Raw genomic sequence first — 18,547 nt, 5'->3', positions numbered from 1 at the left:
CAAAAACGGAGGTAGAGCTATGAAACTTGTGTTTGTGGGGGCAGACCATGAAGTAACCGGAAGCTGTCATTATCTGGAGGTTGCCGGGAAACATATTTTAGTGGACTACGGTATGGAGCAGGGTGTCAATGTATTTGAAAATGTGCCGCTGCCGGTGGCGGAATCCATGATCGATTATGTATTCCTGACTCATGCTCATGTGGATCATTCGGGTCTTCTGCCGCTTCTGTATGCCAGAGGCTTCAGAGGACAGATCTATACCACGGATGCTACGGCGGATCTGTGTAGCATTATGCTGCGTGACTGTGCACATATCCAGAGTGCCGAAGCGGAATGGAAGAATCGTAAGGCAAAACGTTCTGCGAATAATGCAGTGGTGGAGCCGCTGTATACCATGGAGGATGCAGATGGTGTGATCCGCCGGTTCGTTCCCTGCCATTACAATACGATCGTGGAAGTATGCGAGGGAGTAAAAATCCGTTTTACGGATATCGGACATCTGCTGGGTTCTGCCAGCATCGAAGTCTGGCTGACGGAGGACGGCAATACGAAAAAAATCGTATTTTCCGGCGATATCGGCAACAAGCACCAGCCGTTACTTAAGGATCCGACACCTACGAAGGAAGCGGATTATGTCGTGATGGAGTCTACCTACGGTGACAGACTGCATCCGAAGGATAAGCTGGATTATGTGGCAGAACTGACCAAGGTGCTACAGGAGACCTTAGACCGGGGCGGTAACGTGGTAATCCCGTCTTTTGCTGTGGGCCGTACCCAGGAGATTTTGTATTTCCTGCGGAAGATCAAGGTAGGGCGCCTGGTAAAGGGTCATGAAGATTTCCCGGTGTATGTGGACAGTCCCATGGCGGTAGAGGCTACCGGTGTATTCCAGGAGAACAGGTGGGAATGCTTCGATGATGAGGCGATGGAATTCGTAAAAGAGGGCATTAATCCCATTGCTTTTTCAGGATTAAAGCTGTCTATCACCAGTGAGGAATCTAAGGCCATCAACTTTGACGAGACACCTAAGGTCATTATCTCCGCATCCGGTATGTGTGATGCAGGACGTATCCGGCATCATCTGAAGCATAATCTGTGGAGACCGGAGTGTACGATCCTGTTCGTCGGTTATCAGTCGGTGGGAACACTGGGCCGGGCACTGGTAGAGGGTGCTGACGAGGTGAAGCTGTTCGGTGAGACGGTTTCAGTGCGCGCCGAGATCCGGAAAATGACGGGACTGAGCGGTCATGCGGACAAGGAAGGTCTGATCGACTGGATCCGGGCCTTTGAAGAAAAGCCGAAGAAGGTGTTCGTGGTACATGGAGAAGACAGTGTATGTACCGGATTTGCCGAATGCCTGAAGATGGAGTATGGGCAGAGAGCCTATGCTCCTTACAGCGGTACAGAGTTCGATCTTGCAGTCAATAAGTTCACCTATGAGGCAGCACCTGTTGCCGTGCAGAAAAAGACGAAGCCTGCTACCGGAGTCTTCGAACGACTGCTTGCTTCTGCGAGACGCTTACTGGCACTGGTTACGAAGAGCGAGGGTGTCATGACCAACAAGGATATGGCGAAGTTCGCGGACCAGATCAATTCCCTATGTGACAAGTGGGAGATATAAAGTGCATCCATAGGAAGTATTTCTGACTGCTTGCAAGCGGGAAATACTTCCTATGAGAGGCACAAACAACCCTGAGTATGTAGGACGATAGCCCGGAATACGAAGGGGGGGACGATTTCGAGAGTGCGTAGCACGGAGAAATCGTTTATATATTATATTTAGAAGACAGAATCAGAATAAGGAGACAACATGAGTTTAGCGGATCATATTTTTATCGATATGTGCAATGACATTTTAACGAACGGTACCAGTACGGAGGGCGAGAAAGTGCGCCCCCACTGGCCGGACGGCACTCCTGCCTATACCATTAAGAAATTCGGAGTGGTGAACCGGTACGACCTGTCGAAGGAGTTCCCGATCCTGACCTTGCGCCGGACGGCATTAAAATCCGCCACAGATGAGATGCTGTGGATCTGGCAGCGCAAGTCCAACAACATTCATGATTTAAACAGCCACGTCTGGGATGAGTGGGCAGATGAAAACGGCTCGATCGGTAAGGCATACGGCTATCAGATGCAGGTGAAGCATCAGTATAAGGAAGGCATGATGGATCAGGTGGACCGCGTGATCTACGATCTGAAGAACAATCCCTTCAGCCGCCGGATCATGACCAATATCTATGTGCATCAGGATCTGCACGAGATGAATCTGTATCCCTGTGCATATAGTATGACCTTTAACGTGACGCAGAAGGCGGGAGAAGACAGGCTGACCCTGAATGCCATTTTAAACCAGCGTTCCCAGGACGTACTGGCAGCCAACAACTGGAATGTGGTACAGTATGCGGTGCTGGTACATATGCTGGCGCAGGTTTGCGATATGAACGTGGGCGAGCTGGTGCATGTCATTGCGGATGCTCATATCTATGACCGCCATGTGGATGCCATTAAGGAACTCATCAGCAGAGAGCCCTTCCCGGCACCGAAGTTCTGGCTGAATCCGGAGATCAAGGATTTCTATCAGTTCACACCGGATGATGTAAAGCTTGAAGGCTACCAGACAGGGGAGCAGATCAGGGATATTCCGATTGCAATCTGACATGAGTAAGTAGGGCGGTAGCCCGGAATACGAATATCAGTACGGTTTCGTGAGTGCGAAGCACGGAGAAACCGGTTATTATCATAGAAACAAACAGAAACGAGGTACACCATGAATTTAATTGTAGCAGTAGACAACAACTGGGCCATCGGCAGCAAGAACGAACTGCTGATCCGCATCCCCAACGATCACAAGCATTTCCGCGAAGAGACGACAGGTAAGGTAGTGGTTCTGGGACGCAAGACTTTGGAGACTTTCCCGCAGGGCATGCCTTTAAAGAACCGCATCAACATTATTTTGTCCAAAGATCCGAATTATCAGGTCAAGGATGCGATCGTGGTACACTCTATTGAAGAATTGCTGGAAGAACTGAAGAAATATGACGAAGAGAATATCTATATCATCGGCGGAGAGAGTATTTACCGCCAGATGCTGCCCTACTGTGATGTGGCACATGTGACGAAGATCGATCATGCCTACGAGGCGGATGCTTATTTCCCGGATCTGGACAGCGATCCCGAGTGGGAAATCACCGCGGACAGCGACGAACAGGTCTATTTTGACATCACTTATCAGTTCTTGAAATATGAGCGGAAAAAGTCTTAAATGCAATGACAGATATGTAGTGATTTTAATCTGAAAAAACTGTGAAAAGAAGAAAAACGACACATTTTCACTGAAAAAGTCACTGGAAAACATAAATGTGTATATTGACTTTTATTACAAATGGTATAATAATGAAAATCAATAAATTCTGTTAAGAGAAATCAACAGGCAGAGTGGTAAACCGAGGAAAGAAGGAATACAAAATGGAAAAGAAGAACATTGACTGGGGTAACATCGGTTTCGGTTATATCCCTACGGATTACAGATATGTGTCCAATTACAAGGACGGCAAATGGGATGACGGTCAGCTGACCCAGGACCCCAACATCGTATTAAATGAGTGTGCAGGTGTACTGCAGTATGCACAGACCGTATTCGAGGGTCTGAAGGCCTACACCACAGAAGACGGACATATCGTAACCTTCCGTCCTGATTTAAACGGTGAGCGTCTGGAGTCTTCCGCAGCAAGACTGGAGATGCCTATTTTCCCCAAGGAGCGTTTCGTGGAAGCTGTTACTGAGACGGTTAAGGCGAACGATGCTTTCGTGCCTCCTTACGGCAGCGGCGCAACTCTGTACATTCGTCCTTATATGTTCGGCAGCAACCCTGTCATCGGTGTAAAGCCTGCGGATGAGTATCAGTTCCGTATCCTGTGCACCCCTGTGGGACCTTACTTCAAGGGAGGCGTTAAGCCTCTGACCATCCGTGTCACCGACTTTGACCGTGCGGCACCTCACGGAACCGGTCACATCAAGGCTGGTCTGAACTACGCTATGAGCTTACATGCTATCGTATCCGCTCACAAGGAAGGCTACGATGAGAATATGTACCTGGATGCTGCTACCCGTACCAAGGTAGAGGAGACCGGCGGTGCGAACTTCCTGTTCGTTACCAAGGACAACAAGGTCGTAACTCCCAAGTCCGACAGTATCCTTCCTTCCATCACCCGGCGTTCTCTGGTATATGTTGCCAAGGAATATCTGGGACTGGAAGTAGAAGAGAGAGAAGTATACCTGGATGAAGTAAAAGACTTCGCAGAGGCTGGTCTGTGCGGTACCGCAGCAGTTATCTCCCCTGTTGGTAAGATCGTTGACCACGGCAAAGAGATCTGCCTGCCCAGCGGCATGACCGAGATGGGACCTGTCACCAAGAAGCTGTATGAGACTCTGACCGGTATCCAGATGGGCAGGATCGAAGCTCCTAAGGGCTGGATCCATGTGATCGAGTAATCTGATTTTCCAAAGGCGTGTGGAGTATATCCACACGCCTTTTTTATGTTTTGCAAGAAAACATGGCACAGAAGAAAAAAATAGGGTATAATCAGAATTCAGAGACTTTGAGAAAGTAGGAAAAGCTATGTTTTTTGGAAATAAATGTAATATCACCGCGGTATTGGTGGCGGGAGTGTTGGGCATAAGTATGGTGACGGGACTGACCGCCTGCGGCGGGGACGACGGCACAAAAGTAGTATTCACCACGGGATTTGGGAAAAATGAGGTCTTCCGGATCGGGGACGAATCCTGCTCTAAGGCAGAGATCATGATCTACCTGACCACGACACAGAACCAGTATGAGAATGTCTACGGAACGGAGATCTGGAACATTTCCTTAAACGGTGTGACACTGGAAGATAATGTCAAGGAGACGGTACTGGCAAGAATCGCACAGATCAAGACCATGTATCTGCTGGCAAAGGAAAAAGAGGTCGCGTTAGATGAAGCCGAGGAAGCAAAGGTCGTCCAGGCAGCGCAGGAGTATTATTCTTCCCTGAATGACACAGAGATCGAGACCATGGGTGCCACGGAGGAGATCGTGGAAAATCTGTACCGGGAATACGTCATGGCAGATAAGGTCTATCGGCTGATCATTCAGGATATCAATCCGGAGATCAGTGATGACGAGGCGCGCAAGATTACGGTGCAGCAGATCTTTTTCGCAACAGCATCCACAGATATGGACGGTAACTTAAAGCCCTATTCGGAAAGCTCTATCCAGAAATCTTACGAAAAAGCCTGTGAGGTGAGAACCATGGCGGTGGACGGAGAGCATGATTTCACGGAGCTGGCTTCTAAATACAGCGATGATTCCGAAATCACCTATTCTTTCGGTAAGGGTGAGGCGGAGAGTGCCTACGAGGAAGCAGCGTTCAATCTGGCAACGGATGAAGTGAGCCAGGTGATCCAGTGCGAAAGAGGGTATTATATTATCAAATGTACCAATACCCTGGACAGAGAAGAAACCGATGCCAATAAGCTTAAGATTGTAGAGGAACGGAAAAGGGAAGTCTTCGGACAGGAGTATGACAGCTTCGTGAATACGCTGGTGCGTCAGCTCAATGACAAACTGTGGGATGAGATTACCCTGATCACGGACGAACAGGTGACCACGGATAACTTTTTTGATGTGTATGCAAAGTATTTTCCGGAGGAGTAATTCTTAGGATCACCATATGCTTTATTAAAATTTTAGAATTGCGGAAACACTGATAAATACTGGATTTTCGACAGGTTGTTAGCACTCATTTAAAATGAGTGCTAAATTTGTCTTGACTTTTTATTTTTGCAGTCCTAAACTTAGAATCAGTTAGATAACAGTCAGCCATGACTGTGCAATTATAGAAAAGGATGTGGTAAAAATGGCAGCAAAAAGCGGTAGCTTATCAATCAACAGTGAAAACATTTTTCCGATTATTAAAAAGTGGTTGTATTCCGATCACGACATTTTCTACAGAGAGCTGATCTCTAACGGCTGCGATGCTGTGACCAAGCTGAAAAAGCTGGACATGATGGGAGAATATTCTCTTCCTGAAGGTTATAAGGGACGTGTGGATGTCATCGTGGATCCTGAGAAGAAGACACTGACCTTCAAGGATAACGGTCTGGGTATGACCGCCGACGAAGTGGAAGAGTATATCAACCAGATCGCATTTTCCGGTGCTACGGATTTCATTGAGAAATATAAGGACAAGAGCAATTCCGACCAGATCATCGGTCATTTCGGACTGGGCTTCTATTCCGCATTCATGGTAGCGGATGAAGTACATATTGATACGTTATCTTACAAGGATGGCGCCAAGGCAGTACACTGGGAGTGTGACGGCGGCACCGAGTTCTCCATGGAAGACGGAGACAAGACCGATGTCGGTACGACTATCACTCTGTTCTTAAATGAGGATTGCCTGGAGTTCTGTAATGAGTATAAGGCTCGTGAGGTGGTGAAGAAGTATTGTTCCTTCATGCCTACGGAGATCTATCTGTCCAAGGCGAACACCAAGGAGACCCAGATCATCAAGGAAGAGGAAAAGCTTCCCGATGATGAAGTCCTCGAAGAGATCGAGCCGGAGAAGAAGGAAAAAACAGAGGGCGAGAATGCAGAAGCCGAGGCAGCAGAAGAGCCCAAGAAGCTGAAGATCAGAAAGCGTCCCGAACTGATCAACGAGACACAGCCTCTGTGGAACAAGCACCCCAACGAGTGCACCAAGGAAGAGTATCTGGACTTCTACCGCAAGGTATTCCAGGATTACAAGGAGCCTCTGTTCTGGATTCACCTGAACATGGATTATCCTTTCAATCTGAAGGGTATTCTGTACTTCCCGAAGATCAATATGGAGTATGAGTCCATTGAGGGTACCATCAAGCTGTACAACAATCAGGTATTTATTGCAGATAATATCAAGGAAGTCATTCCAGAGTTCCTGCTGTTGTTAAAGGGTGTCATCGACTGTCCGGATCTGCCGCTGAATGTGTCCAGAAGTGCATTGCAGAACGATGGATTCGTGAAGAAGATCGCCGAGTACATTACCAAGAAGGTAGCGGACAAGCTGGCCGGTATGTGCAAGACCGACAAGGAAGAGTACGACAAGTACTGGGATGATATCAGTCCCTTCATCAAATTCGGCTGCCTGAAGGATGACAAGTTCTGTGAGAAGATGAATGATTACATCCTCTTCAAGAATCTGGACGGCAAGTATCTGACTCTGCCGGAGTGCCTGGAGATCAAGCCTCAGGATGAGGAAGAGAACAAGGAGAATGCCGTAGACGAGAACGGCAACAAGGTAGAAGCCGAAGTCGTAGAGGACAAGGCGGAAGATGAGGCTTCCGAGGAGAATACCGAGGAAGAGAAGAAGGAGAAGATCATCTACTATGTAACGGATGAACAGCAGCAGAGCCAGTACATCAATATGTTCAAGGCTGCCAAGATGGATGCTGTGATCCTGACCCACAATATCGATCAGCCCTTCATCTCCCAGTTGGAGCAGAAGAACGAGGGAATCAAGTTCCAGCGTATCGATGCGGATGTGACCGATGCCCTGAAGTCCAAGACTTCCAAGAAGGCTGAAAAAGAGATGGAAGAGCAGGCTGAGAGCATCAGCAAGCTGATGAAGAAGGCTCTGAAGAATGACAAGATCACGATCAAGGTAGAGAAACTGAAGAACAAGAAGATCTCTTCTATGATCACGCTGTCCGAAGAGAGCAGACGTATGCAGGATATGATGAAGATGTACTCCATGCCCGGTATGGATATGAGTGCTTTCGGCGGCGAGGGCGAGACCCTGATCCTGAATGCCAACCATCCTCTGGTACAGTACATTACGGAGCACCAGGACGGCGAGAATGCAGAAATGATCTGCGAGCAGCTGTATGATCTGGCTAAGCTCCAGCATGCCCCTCTGGATGCAGATGCCATGACCAAGTTCGTGGCAAGAAGCAATGATATTATGATGCTGCTGACGAAATAAATGAAGAGAAGGTCCGGTGAAGGACAATAAATAGAACAGGAACTGTGATGAGTGTTTTTGCATAAGTCATAGTTCCTGCTTTTTGTTAGAAAAATTATGGTAGTTATTCAGAAATTCATGCAATCATATTTATATGGCATTGAATTGCTAGCATTTAAGCACATCTTCGCGTAACGGAGCATATTCTGTAAGGAAGATTTATTGCCTGACCAAACATACGAGGACGATGTGGTACGGGATAGGCAGAAAGGACGCATGTCCATGGATGTTAAGGATACTACTTATACAGGAACACTACAGATCAGTGTTGTCTCTGCACTGGGGATGTCACCGATCCCCGGGGCTACGGTCACCATTTCTTATACCGGAGATCCGGATTCTCCGATAGAGACACTTACTACCGATGAATCGGGGCAGACCCCGGAGATCAATTTGAAAGCACCGCCCAAAGAGCTTTCTCTGACGCCTGATATTACGGAGCAGCCTTATTCTGAGTATAACATTCAAGTGACGGCAGAAGGCTTTGAAACAGTACTGGTATCCGGCTCTGAGATTCTGGCAGGTGCATATTCATTACAACCGATACGAATGAATCCATTGGATGTAACAGAAGAGGAGGAGAAGGTGGTGGTGATCCCGCCACATACCTTGTTTGGAGAATATCCCCCTAAGATTCCGGAAGAAGAGATCAAGCCTATGAACGAGACAGGGGAGATTGTCTTAAGCCGCGTGGTCATTCCGGAATACGTGATCGTACATGATGGCGACCCGGAGGATCCCACTGCCAGAAATTACTGGGTACGCTATAAGGATTATATTAAAAATGTAGCTTCCAGCGAGATTTATCCGACCTGGTCGGAAAGTGCGATCTATGCAAATATACTGGTGATCCAGTCGTTTACGCTAAATCGTATTTTTACAGAGTGGTACAGGGGAAAAGGATATGACTTTACAATAACTTCTTCTACGGCATATGATCAAAAATGGATCTATGGCAGAAATGTGTTCGAAGAGATCGATTATCTGGTAGATTCCATTTTTACCAATTATTTATCCAGACCCGGCGTACGGCAGCCTATTTTCACATCATATTGTGACGGCAACCGGACCAGATGCAGGGGACTTAGTCAGTGGGGTTCCCAGTCGTTGGCGGAGCAGGGATATTCCGCCATTGACATCATTCATTATTATTACGGTAATGATATGTACATCAATTCTGCGGATATTATATCGGGAGTGCCGTCCTCCTGGCCGGGATATGACCTGACCATCGGTTCTTCCGGGGAAAAAGTAAGACAGCTTCAGCAGCAGTTGAACCGCATCGCCAGGAATTATCCGGCGATTCCCACTCTGGTCCCGGACGGTATCTATGGAAGAGATACTGCGGAAGCAGTCAGGATGTTCCAAAAAATATTTCATCTTCCGCAGACCGGTATAGTCGATTATCCCACATGGTTTGAAATATCGGATATCTATGTGGGCGTCACACGCATCTCAGAACCGGATGTGTAGAAAATTGAGAGTTGGTGAAATAGTTGTTCTAAAATCTTCATGGGTCTATAGAAGATAAATTGCCCTGTAGGTACTTTTTGGGACAGGTAAAAAACAAAAACGAAACAATATGGGCCTATAGCGAAAAATTCGCCTGCCAGATACTCAATTTCTTCAAAATGAGTATCTCAGGGCCAGTTTTTTCCCTATAGACCCATATTCATCTTGTTATACGTTATTTGTAGCAAATTTAGTATCTCACAACACAGTTTTTCTGTATAGACCCAAAACACAGAACGCCAACGCTGAGGCAGAAGGTTTCCAGCAGAAAAGGACTGCTCCCCGGGCGTAGATGCGGCGGAGACTGTGAGATTTTCTTGGAAAGTGGTTGAACCGCAGGGGCAACGCGAACACGATGTTCGCGTTAGCCGGTAAGTGCCATGGATGGCAACGTAAAGGCGGCCCCGTCATGATGAGAAACACTTGGCCACTTTCCTTTAGAAAATCCACAGTTGTAGCTAGCATCCGAGTCCGGGGCAGGCAGCCCTTTCTGCGTGGATTTTACGGCAACCCTACGTTACGAGCCATGCACTCAATTCATAAATGTGTCGCAAAAGGCGCTCCACATTTATTTCATTGACGGCTGTCGCCGTATATAGTCAAAAACAAAAACAGCGACTTGTGAGCAAGCTCCCAGATCGCTGTTTCCGTTTTGACTTTGCATGGCTCGTAACTCTCAACATTCTATTTGTGTGCCCACCCGGAATCTGTTATACTATCTTTAATATGACATTTGTGAGGGGAGAACTTTGATGGGTATACAACAGAAGGGCAGTAATCTTACGACGCTTTGCTATATAGAGCGGGGCGGCAGGTATCTGATGCTTCATCGAGTGAAAAAAGAAAATGATATAAATAAGGATAAGTGGATTGGAGTAGGCGGCCATTTTGAGGCAGGGGAAAGCCCAGAGGAATGTGTGCTCAGGGAAGTAAAAGAAGAGACGGGATACACACTGACTTCTTACCGGTTTCGAGGCCTGATCACATTTGTATGCGGTGAGGAATACGAGTATATGTGTCTCTATACGGCGGATGGATTCTCAGGAACTCCTGTGGAATGTGATGAAGGCACCTTGGAATGGGTCGATATGGACAGAATAGAAGAATTGAATCTTTGGGATGGAGACAAGATTTTCTTCCGGTTACTGCAAGAGAACCGGCCATTTTTCTCCTTAAAATTGTCCTACGGAGATGGTGGTATTCTTCGGGAGGCAATCTTGGATGGGAAACCCATGAAGGTAGGGTGCGACATTGAACTTCACTGATTTTACGGAAAAATATAACATTCAATTGAATGAACAACAGCTTCGGGCAGTGCAGGCAGTGGACGGCCCGGTGTTACTGCTTGCGGTACCCGGCAGCGGTAAGACTACCGTGCTGGTCAGCAGACTGGGATATATGATCTATTGTCTGGGGATCCGACCGGAATCCATTCTGACCGTAACTTATACTGTGGCGGCCACCGAGGATATGCGCAGAAGATTTGCTAAAATATTCGGGGAGGAAGATGCAAAGCGATTGGAATTCCGTACGATTAACGGGATTTCTCAGAAAGTATTGCAGTATTTTGCATACCGGACGCAGAAGACACCATTTCAGGTGGCAGATAAAGAAGCTTCCACCGCGGTTAAGCAGTCCTTTCTGGAAGTGACCGGAAAGTATGCTACGGAAAACGATATCAAAGAAACACAGCTGGAGATCACTTACGCGAAAAATATGCGTCTGACACCGGAAGAAATCCGTGATATGGATACGGAAGTGGAAAAGTTCCCGGAGATTTTCCGGACGTATAATGCGAAACTCAGACAGATGCAAATGATAGATTATGATGATCAGATGATCTATGCTCTGCGGATTCTCGAACAGTATCCGGAGGTGCTTGCGTACTTCAGAGAAAAATATCAGTATTTCTGTGTGGATGAAGCACAGGATACTTCGAAGATACAGCATGATATGATGGATCTGCTGGCGGCAAAAAGCAGAAATCTGTTCATGGTGGGGGATGAAGATCAGAGTATTTACGGGTTCCGGGCGGCATATCCAAGGGCACTGGTGGAATTCGAAAGCAGACATCCCGGGGCGCAGCTGCTGCTTATGGAGACGAATTACCGCAGCAGACAGGAGATCGTCCGGGCGGCGGATCAACTGATACAGAAAAATCGGAACCGCCATGCGAAGACCATGACCGCAGCCAGAGCAGCCGGTGGCTGTGTCACGGAGATCAGGGCAGTGTCCAGACAGGGACAATATAACTATCTGCTGAAAGTTGCTGAGGACTGTGAACAGGAGACAGCGGTACTGTACCGGAACAATGAGAGTGCACTTCCCATCATTGATATGTTGGAACGAAAGGGTCTGTCTTATCGGGTGAAAAATACGGATATGACCTTTTTCTCACATCCTGTCGTGAACGATATCTGTGATTTTATTCATTTGTCACTGGATCCATGGGACGGGGAGACTTTTTTGAGGATTTATTATAAAATGGGTGCCGGAATCAGCAAAAAGGCGGCAATGGAAGCGGTTGATGCCAATACCGGGAGACTGACATTGCTGGATATGGTCGCAGAGCAGGAGGATGTGTCCGTTTATACCAGAAAACAGTGCAGGGCGCTGGCAACGCACCTGGACAATATGAGGTATGAGACGGCAGGCAGGGCGATCTACCGGATCCTGAATTATATGGGATATCAGGAATTCATGGATAGCCACGGTATGGACAGTGGTAAAGCAGAGATCTTGAAAGTACTGGGAGACCGGGAGGAGAGTCTGTTTGATTTTCCGAAGAGATTACAGAAATTGCAGGAGATGATCCGGGAAGGATGTGGCGATCCGGAGAGCAAATTTATCCTGTCGACGATCCATTCCAGCAAAGGATTAGAATATACAAGGGTCTATCTGGCGGATATGCTGGCCGGAGTACTGCCGGCAGCGATCCCGCCCGGAGGATGCAGACCGGACTCTCCGGAGGCAAATGCCTACGAAGAAGAGAGAAGGCTTTATTATGTAGGAATGACCCGTGCAAAGGAACAGCTTTATATATTTACTTTTGGACCGAATATGACTTCTGTGTTTTCAGGGGAAGTGTTGAAAAAGCCGAAGGAGCGACAGATCCTTCCGGAAAAAGCACAGAAAAACATACATAAAAATGTACAGAAAAAAGTACAGCAATTGTCTGCGCAGGAGGTGGAAAAATGTATTGAGGCATGTGTTACCGGTTGTAAGGTGCAGCATCGGAAATACGGAACCGGTGAGATCATATCAGGAGATGGCAGAATCGCGGAAATCTTGTTTTTGGGAGAAAACACGCCACGGAAGATTTCTCTTCCGATCGCATTTTCCGCGCAGATACTTACTTTAAAATAAAACAGTGAGGTTACCTATGTATACGATTGTAGTTGCAGATGATGAAGAAGAATTACGCAGAGCGATCATACGGAAAATTGATTGGGAAAGTACTGGGTTCCGTGTGGTGGGAGAAGCTGAAAACGGTATCGAAGCATTGGAGCTGGTGGAGCGGATGGAACCGGATCTTTTACTGACGGATATCCGGATGCCTTTTGTGTCGGGGATTGAACTGGCCAGACAGGTCAGAGAGGTGCGGCCTACCACACAGATTGCTTTCTTAAGCGGATTTGATGAATTTTCCTATGCACAACAGGCCATTCAGTACAACATTATCAGTTATATGCTGAAGCCTATTACTATGGCGGATCTGACGGAAGAACTGAAGAAGATTAAGCTTAAGATCGATGGTATTTTTGCGGAATTTGACACCAGAAAAAATGATAATCCCAATCTTCAGCAGTTTTTTCTACCGCTGCTATTGGATGATTATGTAAATTTCGACAGTGGAGAGAGAGAAGAGAAGCTGATCGAACAGGCGATTGCGAATGGATTCCTGAAGGACCGGAATAACTCGTTTGAGTATGCTGTATTGGCAATCTCGGTGGAAGACAGAGACGGACAGAACTGCACCCGGCCGGAGCTCGCACATTCGGCTGATATGATCCTGCAAAAATATATGAAGCATTACAGCTTTGCCATGGATGGGCGGATCATAACGATACTGGCGGCTACGAGGACCACGTTTGAAAAATATCTTCATATTGCAGTCGGTGAGATGGTACAGAGTACGGAACGTATTTTGAACATGCATTGCCACATTGGTGTCAGCCGTATCAGAGAGCGTCTGGGAGAATGTCACGAGGCATACCACGGAGCCATGAGTGCACTGGGATATTGCAAACCGGGAGAGAGCGGGATCCATTATATCGCGGATGAGGAACGGGACAACTCCATGGATATGGAAATGGTTTCGGAATACGTGGTGCAGATGGAGAATCTGATCCGAAGCGGTTCCCGCACAGAACTGGAGCAGTATCTGAAAACTGTTTTTGAAAAACTGGAGTCGGAACAGGATGCTCAGTTAAAATGCAAGTTTATGATTTTCAGAATGTCATCGGCACTCATCCGTATAGCTTATACCGTGACGGATGACAGCGCCCTGTTCCAGCGGTTTGCCATGCTGGAGGGTCCGGTGCGAGAGGTAAAAGACCGTTTTACGTCCTTATGTCTGGAGGTCTGGGAGCTGATCAACACCGGCAAGAAAAAAAGCAGCCAGATCCTGTGTGAGAAGGCAATGCAGATCATCGAAAGGGATTATGGTGATCCGACGCTGTCTTTGGTGGGTGTCAGCAACAACATTCATGTAAGTCCGAACTATCTAAGCGCACTGATCAAAAAGGAGACCGGAGCCAGCTTCGTAGACCTGCTGACCAAAAAACGGATCGAGACGGCGAGAGAGCTGGTACTGGGCAGCGCAATGAAAATGAGGGAGATCGCGGAACGCTGCGGCTACAGCGATCAGCATTATTTTAGTTATTGCTTTAAAAAATATTGCGGAATGTCTCCCAATGCCATGCGTCAGGAGAAAGAATCATTATGAAAAAACGGAAAGCATCACTTTCTTTTATCATTACGATATTGGTGGTCGGACTGGTTACGCTTTTTTTACTGTGGTCTACCTTTTTCTTTTTATCGCTGTATGTATCCAGTATGAAACAGGCAGCGCAGACCAGCAGTGAACAGGCGGTGACACAGGCATCCAATGCGATCTCCAACTATATCGGAGACATGCAGGAGATCATGAGCCTGATCGAAAAGAATCTGACAAAGAGCGGAGAAAAATCCGACCAGACCCTGGAGACGCTTTGCAATGTACGCTCGGATCTCGTGGCTGTCTATATTTACGATGAACAGGGACGGCTGACGGATTCCTATACAGGGACGCATACTCTGAAGGAGCATTATCTGAAAGATCTGTCTTATATTGCACTGGATTCTTACAATCCGGACGTGCTTTATTTGTCAGAACCGCATGTAGAGTCGCTGCTGCAGGATTATTATCCCTGGGTGGTATCGGTGCTTCAGGAGCTTACCGGGGCAGATGGACAGAGGATGCGGGTTGTCATTGATATCCGCTTCTCTAAAATATCGGATTATGTGGATAACGTGGGAATCGGACAACATGGTTATTGCTTTATTACGGACAGCAACGGAGAGATTATCTATCATCCACAGCAACAGCTATTATATTCCGGGCTGAAAAAAGAGGCAACCGCCGGACTGGATCTGAGCAGCAACGGTTCTTTCGAGACAGATGACCTGATCTGCAACGTGAGGTCTCTGGATAATTGTGACTGGAAGGTTGTGGGAGTCAGTTATATCAGCGAACTGGTGACAGCCAAGGAAATGGAACTTTTGGGCAATATCTGCGTGATGCTTACCATTATTTTGCTGGTGACAATGCTGGTAAGCTTTCTGGTCTCCAGACTGGTGACGAACCCGGTGCAGCGCCTGATCCGGGCTATGGGAGAGTTTGAAAAGGATGCAGCGGGATATGTTTATCGTCCGGTGGAAGGGACTATGGAGATCGAGGCACTATCCCAGTCCTATGAGCACATGGTACGAAAAATCCAGAAATTGATGAATCAGGTACGTCAGGAGGAAATATCTCTGCGAAAAACAGAACTGAAAGCATTGCAGGCACAGATCAATCCTCATTTCTTATATAACACACTGGATGCCATCGGCTGGCTGTGTGAAGAAGAAAGATGTCAGGATGCCGTGGAGATGGTCAACGCATTGGCTAAGCTGTTCCGTATCAGTATCAGCAAGGGACATGAGCTGATCACGATTCAAAAAGAGGTTGAACATGCGAGAAGCTATCTGAAGATCCAGAACTTCCGGTATAAGAACCAGTTTTCCTATGACTTCCAGATAGAAGAAGACTGTCTGCAGTATTATTGTAATAAGATCACATTACAGCCGATCATTGAGAATGCGATATATCATGGGTTGGACCGCATGGTGGATGAGGGGCATATCCAGATCCGGATCTACAGTGAAGGTGAGGATGTTATTTTCCGGGTGGAAGACAACGGGGTCGGTATGTCGGAAGAACAGTGCAGATCCATTCTGCATAAGGAGCCGGGGGACAATTCCGGTATCGGTATTAAAAATGTAAACGACAGGATCAAAATATATTTCGGAAAAGAGTATGGACTGTCCATTGAAAGTGAACTGGATGTGGGAACCTGTGTTACGATACGGATGCCTAAAGTAGAAGAAAATGCAGCGGCAGGATGGGAGAAAGTATGAGAAATAAGATAAGGAAGAAAATACTGTCCCTGCTGCTTGCGGGAATCCTGGCAGCCGGGCTGTGTGGCTGTGGACAAGAAGCGGAGACACAGAAGACACGGGTTGCAGTGATCGTAAAATCTACAGAAAGTGCTTTTTGGAAAAGCGTTTTTGCCGGAGCCGGAGCAGCAGCCACGGAGTACAATATTAATGTATCTTTTGATGGGCCGGCGGCGGAGGAAGATTATGAAACGCAGAATGAGATGGTACGCCGGGCAATGGATGACGGTGTGGACGTGATCATATTTTCTGCCGTGGATTATAATGCCAATGCCGAGATCATTGATCAGGCGGCACAGAGAGGGATCAAGATCATCGTGATCGATAGTGATGTGAACAGTAGTCAGGTCAGCTGCCGTATCGGAACCAACAATCTCCAGGCAGGGATAAAGGCAGCGGAAGCAGCGCTTGCCACTGATGATGAGGAATTATATATCGGTATTGTGAACTATGATGTGAATTCCGCTAACGGACAACAGAGAGAGCTTGGATTCCGGCAGACGGTGGAGCAGGATCCGAGGGTCAAAAATATAACCACGATCAATGTGCTCTCCACCACGGAAGATGCCAGAGCGGGAGCCAAGGAAATGCTATTGTCCGATTCCAGGATCAATGTGGTGGTGACCTTTAATGAATGGACCAGTCTCGGAGTAGGCTGGGCGATCCGGGATCTGAACCGGGCGGACAGGATCCAGGTGGTGGCTTTTGATTCCAATGTGGTCTCTGTGGGAATGTTGGAGACCGGAGAAGTAGATGCCCTGATCGTACAGAATCCATATGCTATGGGATATCTCGGAGTGGAGACAGCAGCTAATCTGATGAACGGACAGACAGGCGGTCCCAGCGTGGTGGATACTGCCACGACCATTGTCACCAGAGAGAATATGTATGAACCGGAGAGCCAGAAGATATTGTTTTCTTTTGAAGAGGAAGGTTATTGATCCTGTGCAAAATCTTACGATAACGATAAGCAAAGTGTAAAAATATGTACAAAACATGAACGAAATATGTACAGAATAGTATAATTTCTTACCCCTTGCGTAAGATTTTGCATATCTTTTTTGTACAACCTGACATATAATTACCTCATCAAGAGATGAAACACATACAATTTCATCAAAACAAGGAGGTATTTTGTATGAAAAAGATCATGTCACTACTGTTGGTCGGCATTATGATGCTCAGCCTCGTAGCGTGCGGAAAAGACGGCGGAAAGAACAGCGGAGAGCTGAACGTAGGTGTATTCTATTATACTTACAGTGATACTTACATCTCCAGCGTACGTACCGCGCTGGACAACGCACTTACCGAAGCAGGTATCAAGTTCCAGAATTATGACGGCAACAGTAACCAGACCACCCAGAACGAACAGATTGATACCGCTATTGCACAGGGTACCAACCTTCTGATCGTTAACATCGTTACATCCGGTTCCGTAGACGCTTCCCAGGCTATCGTTGACAAGGCAAGCGCAGCAGGAATCCCTGTTATCTTCTTTAACCGTGCGGTTGAGTCCGATGAGGATGAAGGTAAGGTATTAGGCAGCTATGACAAGTGTGCATTCGTAGGAACCGATGCTCCCGAAGCAGGTCATATGCAGGGTAAGATGGTAGGCCAGTACGTAGTAGATAACTTTGATGCTATCGACTTAAACGGCGACGGCAAGATCAGCTACGCAATGTTCATGGGTCAGTTAGGTAACGTAGAAGCAATCTATCGTACCCAGTACGGCGTAGAAGATGCAGACGCAGTGATCACCGCAGCAGGCAAGCCCGCTCTGGAGTACTTCGATGCATCCAATACTGATAAGTACCAGGTTGACCAGGACGGTAACTGGTCCGCAACCGCAGCTAACAACTACATGACTACCAACCTGTCTCAGTACAATGAGTCCGCTGGTAACATGATCGAGCTGGTAATCTGCAACAACGACGGTATGGCTGAAGGCGTTATCTCCGCTCTGAATGACAAGGGCTACAACTTAGGCGACGGCAGCTGCACCACCATTCCTGTATTCGGTGTTGACGCAACTGACGCAGCTAAGCAGCTGATCGCAGATGGCAAGATGACCGGTACCATCAAGCAGGATGCAGAAGGTATGGCAAACGGTATTGCTTACCTGGCTAAGAATATCCAGTCCGGTAAGGAGCTGATGGCAGATACCAACAGCTTCAACATCTCTGAGAAGGTTAGCAACAAGATTTACATCCCTTACGCTACTTATACCGGAGAATGATCTGAATAACAAGTAAATAAAAAGAGCGGCTGCTGCATCGGGCAGCAGCTGCTCT

13 protein-coding genes are annotated in these 18,547 nt (G+C 47.3%); all 13 read left to right on the top strand.

Annotation, left to right across the window (positions count from 1 at the left end):
• Positions 1–19: 19 nt before the first annotated feature.
• The 13 genes from FYJ59_RS08125 to FYJ59_RS08065 all read left to right on the top strand — a co-directional run bounded on the left by FYJ59_RS08125 (position 20) and on the right by FYJ59_RS08065 (position 18,492).
• Positions 20–1,621: an MBL fold metallo-hydrolase RNA specificity domain-containing protein gene (locus tag FYJ59_RS08125; RefSeq protein ID WP_154496363.1), complete on the top strand. Its 1,602-nt coding sequence runs from the start codon at positions 20–22 to the stop codon at positions 1,619–1,621.
• 189 nt (positions 1,622–1,810) lie between these two features.
• Entirely contained in the window at positions 1,811–2,659 is an 849-nt protein-coding gene (gene thyA / locus FYJ59_RS08120; RefSeq protein ID WP_154496361.1) for a thymidylate synthase, read from the top strand.
• Between the two features lie 111 nt (positions 2,660–2,770).
• Entirely contained in the window at positions 2,771–3,265 is a 495-nt protein-coding gene (locus FYJ59_RS08115) for a dihydrofolate reductase (protein WP_154496360.1), read from the top strand.
• Between the two features lie 173 nt (positions 3,266–3,438).
• Positions 3,439–4,494, top strand: a complete 1,056-nt coding sequence (locus FYJ59_RS08110; protein WP_227063998.1) for a branched-chain amino acid aminotransferase — start codon at positions 3,439–3,441, stop codon at positions 4,492–4,494.
• A 127-nt stretch (positions 4,495–4,621) separates the two neighbouring features.
• Positions 4,622–5,698 (top strand): peptidylprolyl isomerase, encoded by a 1,077-nt coding sequence (locus FYJ59_RS08105; protein WP_154496358.1) that lies wholly within the window; start codon positions 4,622–4,624, stop codon positions 5,696–5,698.
• A 202-nt stretch (positions 5,699–5,900) separates the two neighbouring features.
• Positions 5,901–8,003: a molecular chaperone HtpG gene (gene htpG / locus FYJ59_RS08100; protein WP_154496357.1), complete on the top strand. Its 2,103-nt coding sequence runs from the start codon at positions 5,901–5,903 to the stop codon at positions 8,001–8,003.
• A gap of 255 nt (positions 8,004–8,258) precedes the next feature.
• Entirely contained in the window at positions 8,259–9,515 is a 1,257-nt protein-coding gene (locus FYJ59_RS08095; protein WP_154496443.1) for a peptidoglycan-binding protein, read from the top strand.
• A 791-nt stretch (positions 9,516–10,306) separates the two neighbouring features.
• Positions 10,307–10,819, top strand: a complete 513-nt coding sequence (locus tag FYJ59_RS08090) for an NUDIX hydrolase (protein ID WP_154496356.1) — start codon at positions 10,307–10,309, stop codon at positions 10,817–10,819.
• Positions 10,806–12,920, top strand: a complete 2,115-nt coding sequence (locus FYJ59_RS08085) for an ATP-dependent helicase (protein ID WP_154496354.1) — start codon at positions 10,806–10,808, stop codon at positions 12,918–12,920. The genes FYJ59_RS08090 and FYJ59_RS08085 overlap by 14 nt, the downstream gene beginning before the upstream one ends.
• 16 nt (positions 12,921–12,936) lie before the next feature.
• A complete protein-coding gene (locus FYJ59_RS08080; protein ID WP_154496353.1) occupies positions 12,937–14,502 on the top strand; it encodes a response regulator transcription factor in 1,566 nt (521 codons plus the stop codon).
• Complete coding sequence (locus FYJ59_RS08075) at positions 14,499–16,217, top strand: cache domain-containing sensor histidine kinase (RefSeq protein WP_154496351.1); 1,719 nt, start codon at positions 14,499–14,501, stop codon at positions 16,215–16,217. The genes FYJ59_RS08080 and FYJ59_RS08075 overlap by 4 nt, the downstream gene beginning before the upstream one ends.
• Positions 16,214–17,197 (top strand): substrate-binding domain-containing protein, encoded by a 984-nt coding sequence (locus FYJ59_RS08070; RefSeq protein ID WP_154496349.1) that lies wholly within the window; start codon positions 16,214–16,216, stop codon positions 17,195–17,197. Before FYJ59_RS08075 ends, FYJ59_RS08070 begins: the two co-directional genes overlap by 4 nt.
• 197 nt (positions 17,198–17,394) lie before the next feature.
• Complete coding sequence (locus FYJ59_RS08065) at positions 17,395–18,492, top strand: galactose ABC transporter substrate-binding protein (RefSeq protein WP_154496348.1); 1,098 nt, start codon at positions 17,395–17,397, stop codon at positions 18,490–18,492.
• Positions 18,493–18,547: the final 55 nt, after the last annotated feature.

Source organism: Waltera intestinalis, assembly GCF_009695995.1.
Lineage (GTDB): Bacteria > Bacillota > Clostridia > Lachnospirales > Lachnospiraceae > Acetatifactor > Acetatifactor intestinalis.
This window is presented reverse-complemented; position numbering and strand designations above follow the sequence as displayed.

Excerpts from the sequence above, each read along its gene's own strand:
- thyA (WP_154496361.1), top strand. The coding sequence starts at position 1,811 with ATGAGTTTAGCGGATCATATTTTTATCGATATGTGCAATGACATTTTA.
- FYJ59_RS08075 (WP_154496351.1), top strand. The coding sequence starts at position 14,499 with ATGAAAAAACGGAAAGCATCACTTTCTTTTATCATTACGATATTGGTG.
- FYJ59_RS08090 (WP_154496356.1), top strand. The coding sequence starts at position 10,307 with ATGGGTATACAACAGAAGGGCAGTAATCTTACGACGCTTTGCTATATA.
- FYJ59_RS08095 (WP_154496443.1), top strand. The coding sequence starts at position 8,259 with ATGTCCATGGATGTTAAGGATACTACTTATACAGGAACACTACAGATC.
- FYJ59_RS08070 (WP_154496349.1), top strand. The coding sequence starts at position 16,214 with ATGAGAAATAAGATAAGGAAGAAAATACTGTCCCTGCTGCTTGCGGGA.
- FYJ59_RS08080 (WP_154496353.1), top strand. The coding sequence starts at position 12,937 with ATGTATACGATTGTAGTTGCAGATGATGAAGAAGAATTACGCAGAGCG.
- FYJ59_RS08105 (WP_154496358.1), top strand. The coding sequence starts at position 4,622 with ATGTTTTTTGGAAATAAATGTAATATCACCGCGGTATTGGTGGCGGGA.
- FYJ59_RS08065 (WP_154496348.1), top strand. The coding sequence starts at position 17,395 with ATGAAAAAGATCATGTCACTACTGTTGGTCGGCATTATGATGCTCAGC.
- htpG (WP_154496357.1), top strand. The coding sequence starts at position 5,901 with ATGGCAGCAAAAAGCGGTAGCTTATCAATCAACAGTGAAAACATTTTT.
- FYJ59_RS08115 (WP_154496360.1), top strand. The coding sequence starts at position 2,771 with ATGAATTTAATTGTAGCAGTAGACAACAACTGGGCCATCGGCAGCAAG.
- FYJ59_RS08125 (WP_154496363.1), top strand. The coding sequence starts at position 20 with ATGAAACTTGTGTTTGTGGGGGCAGACCATGAAGTAACCGGAAGCTGT.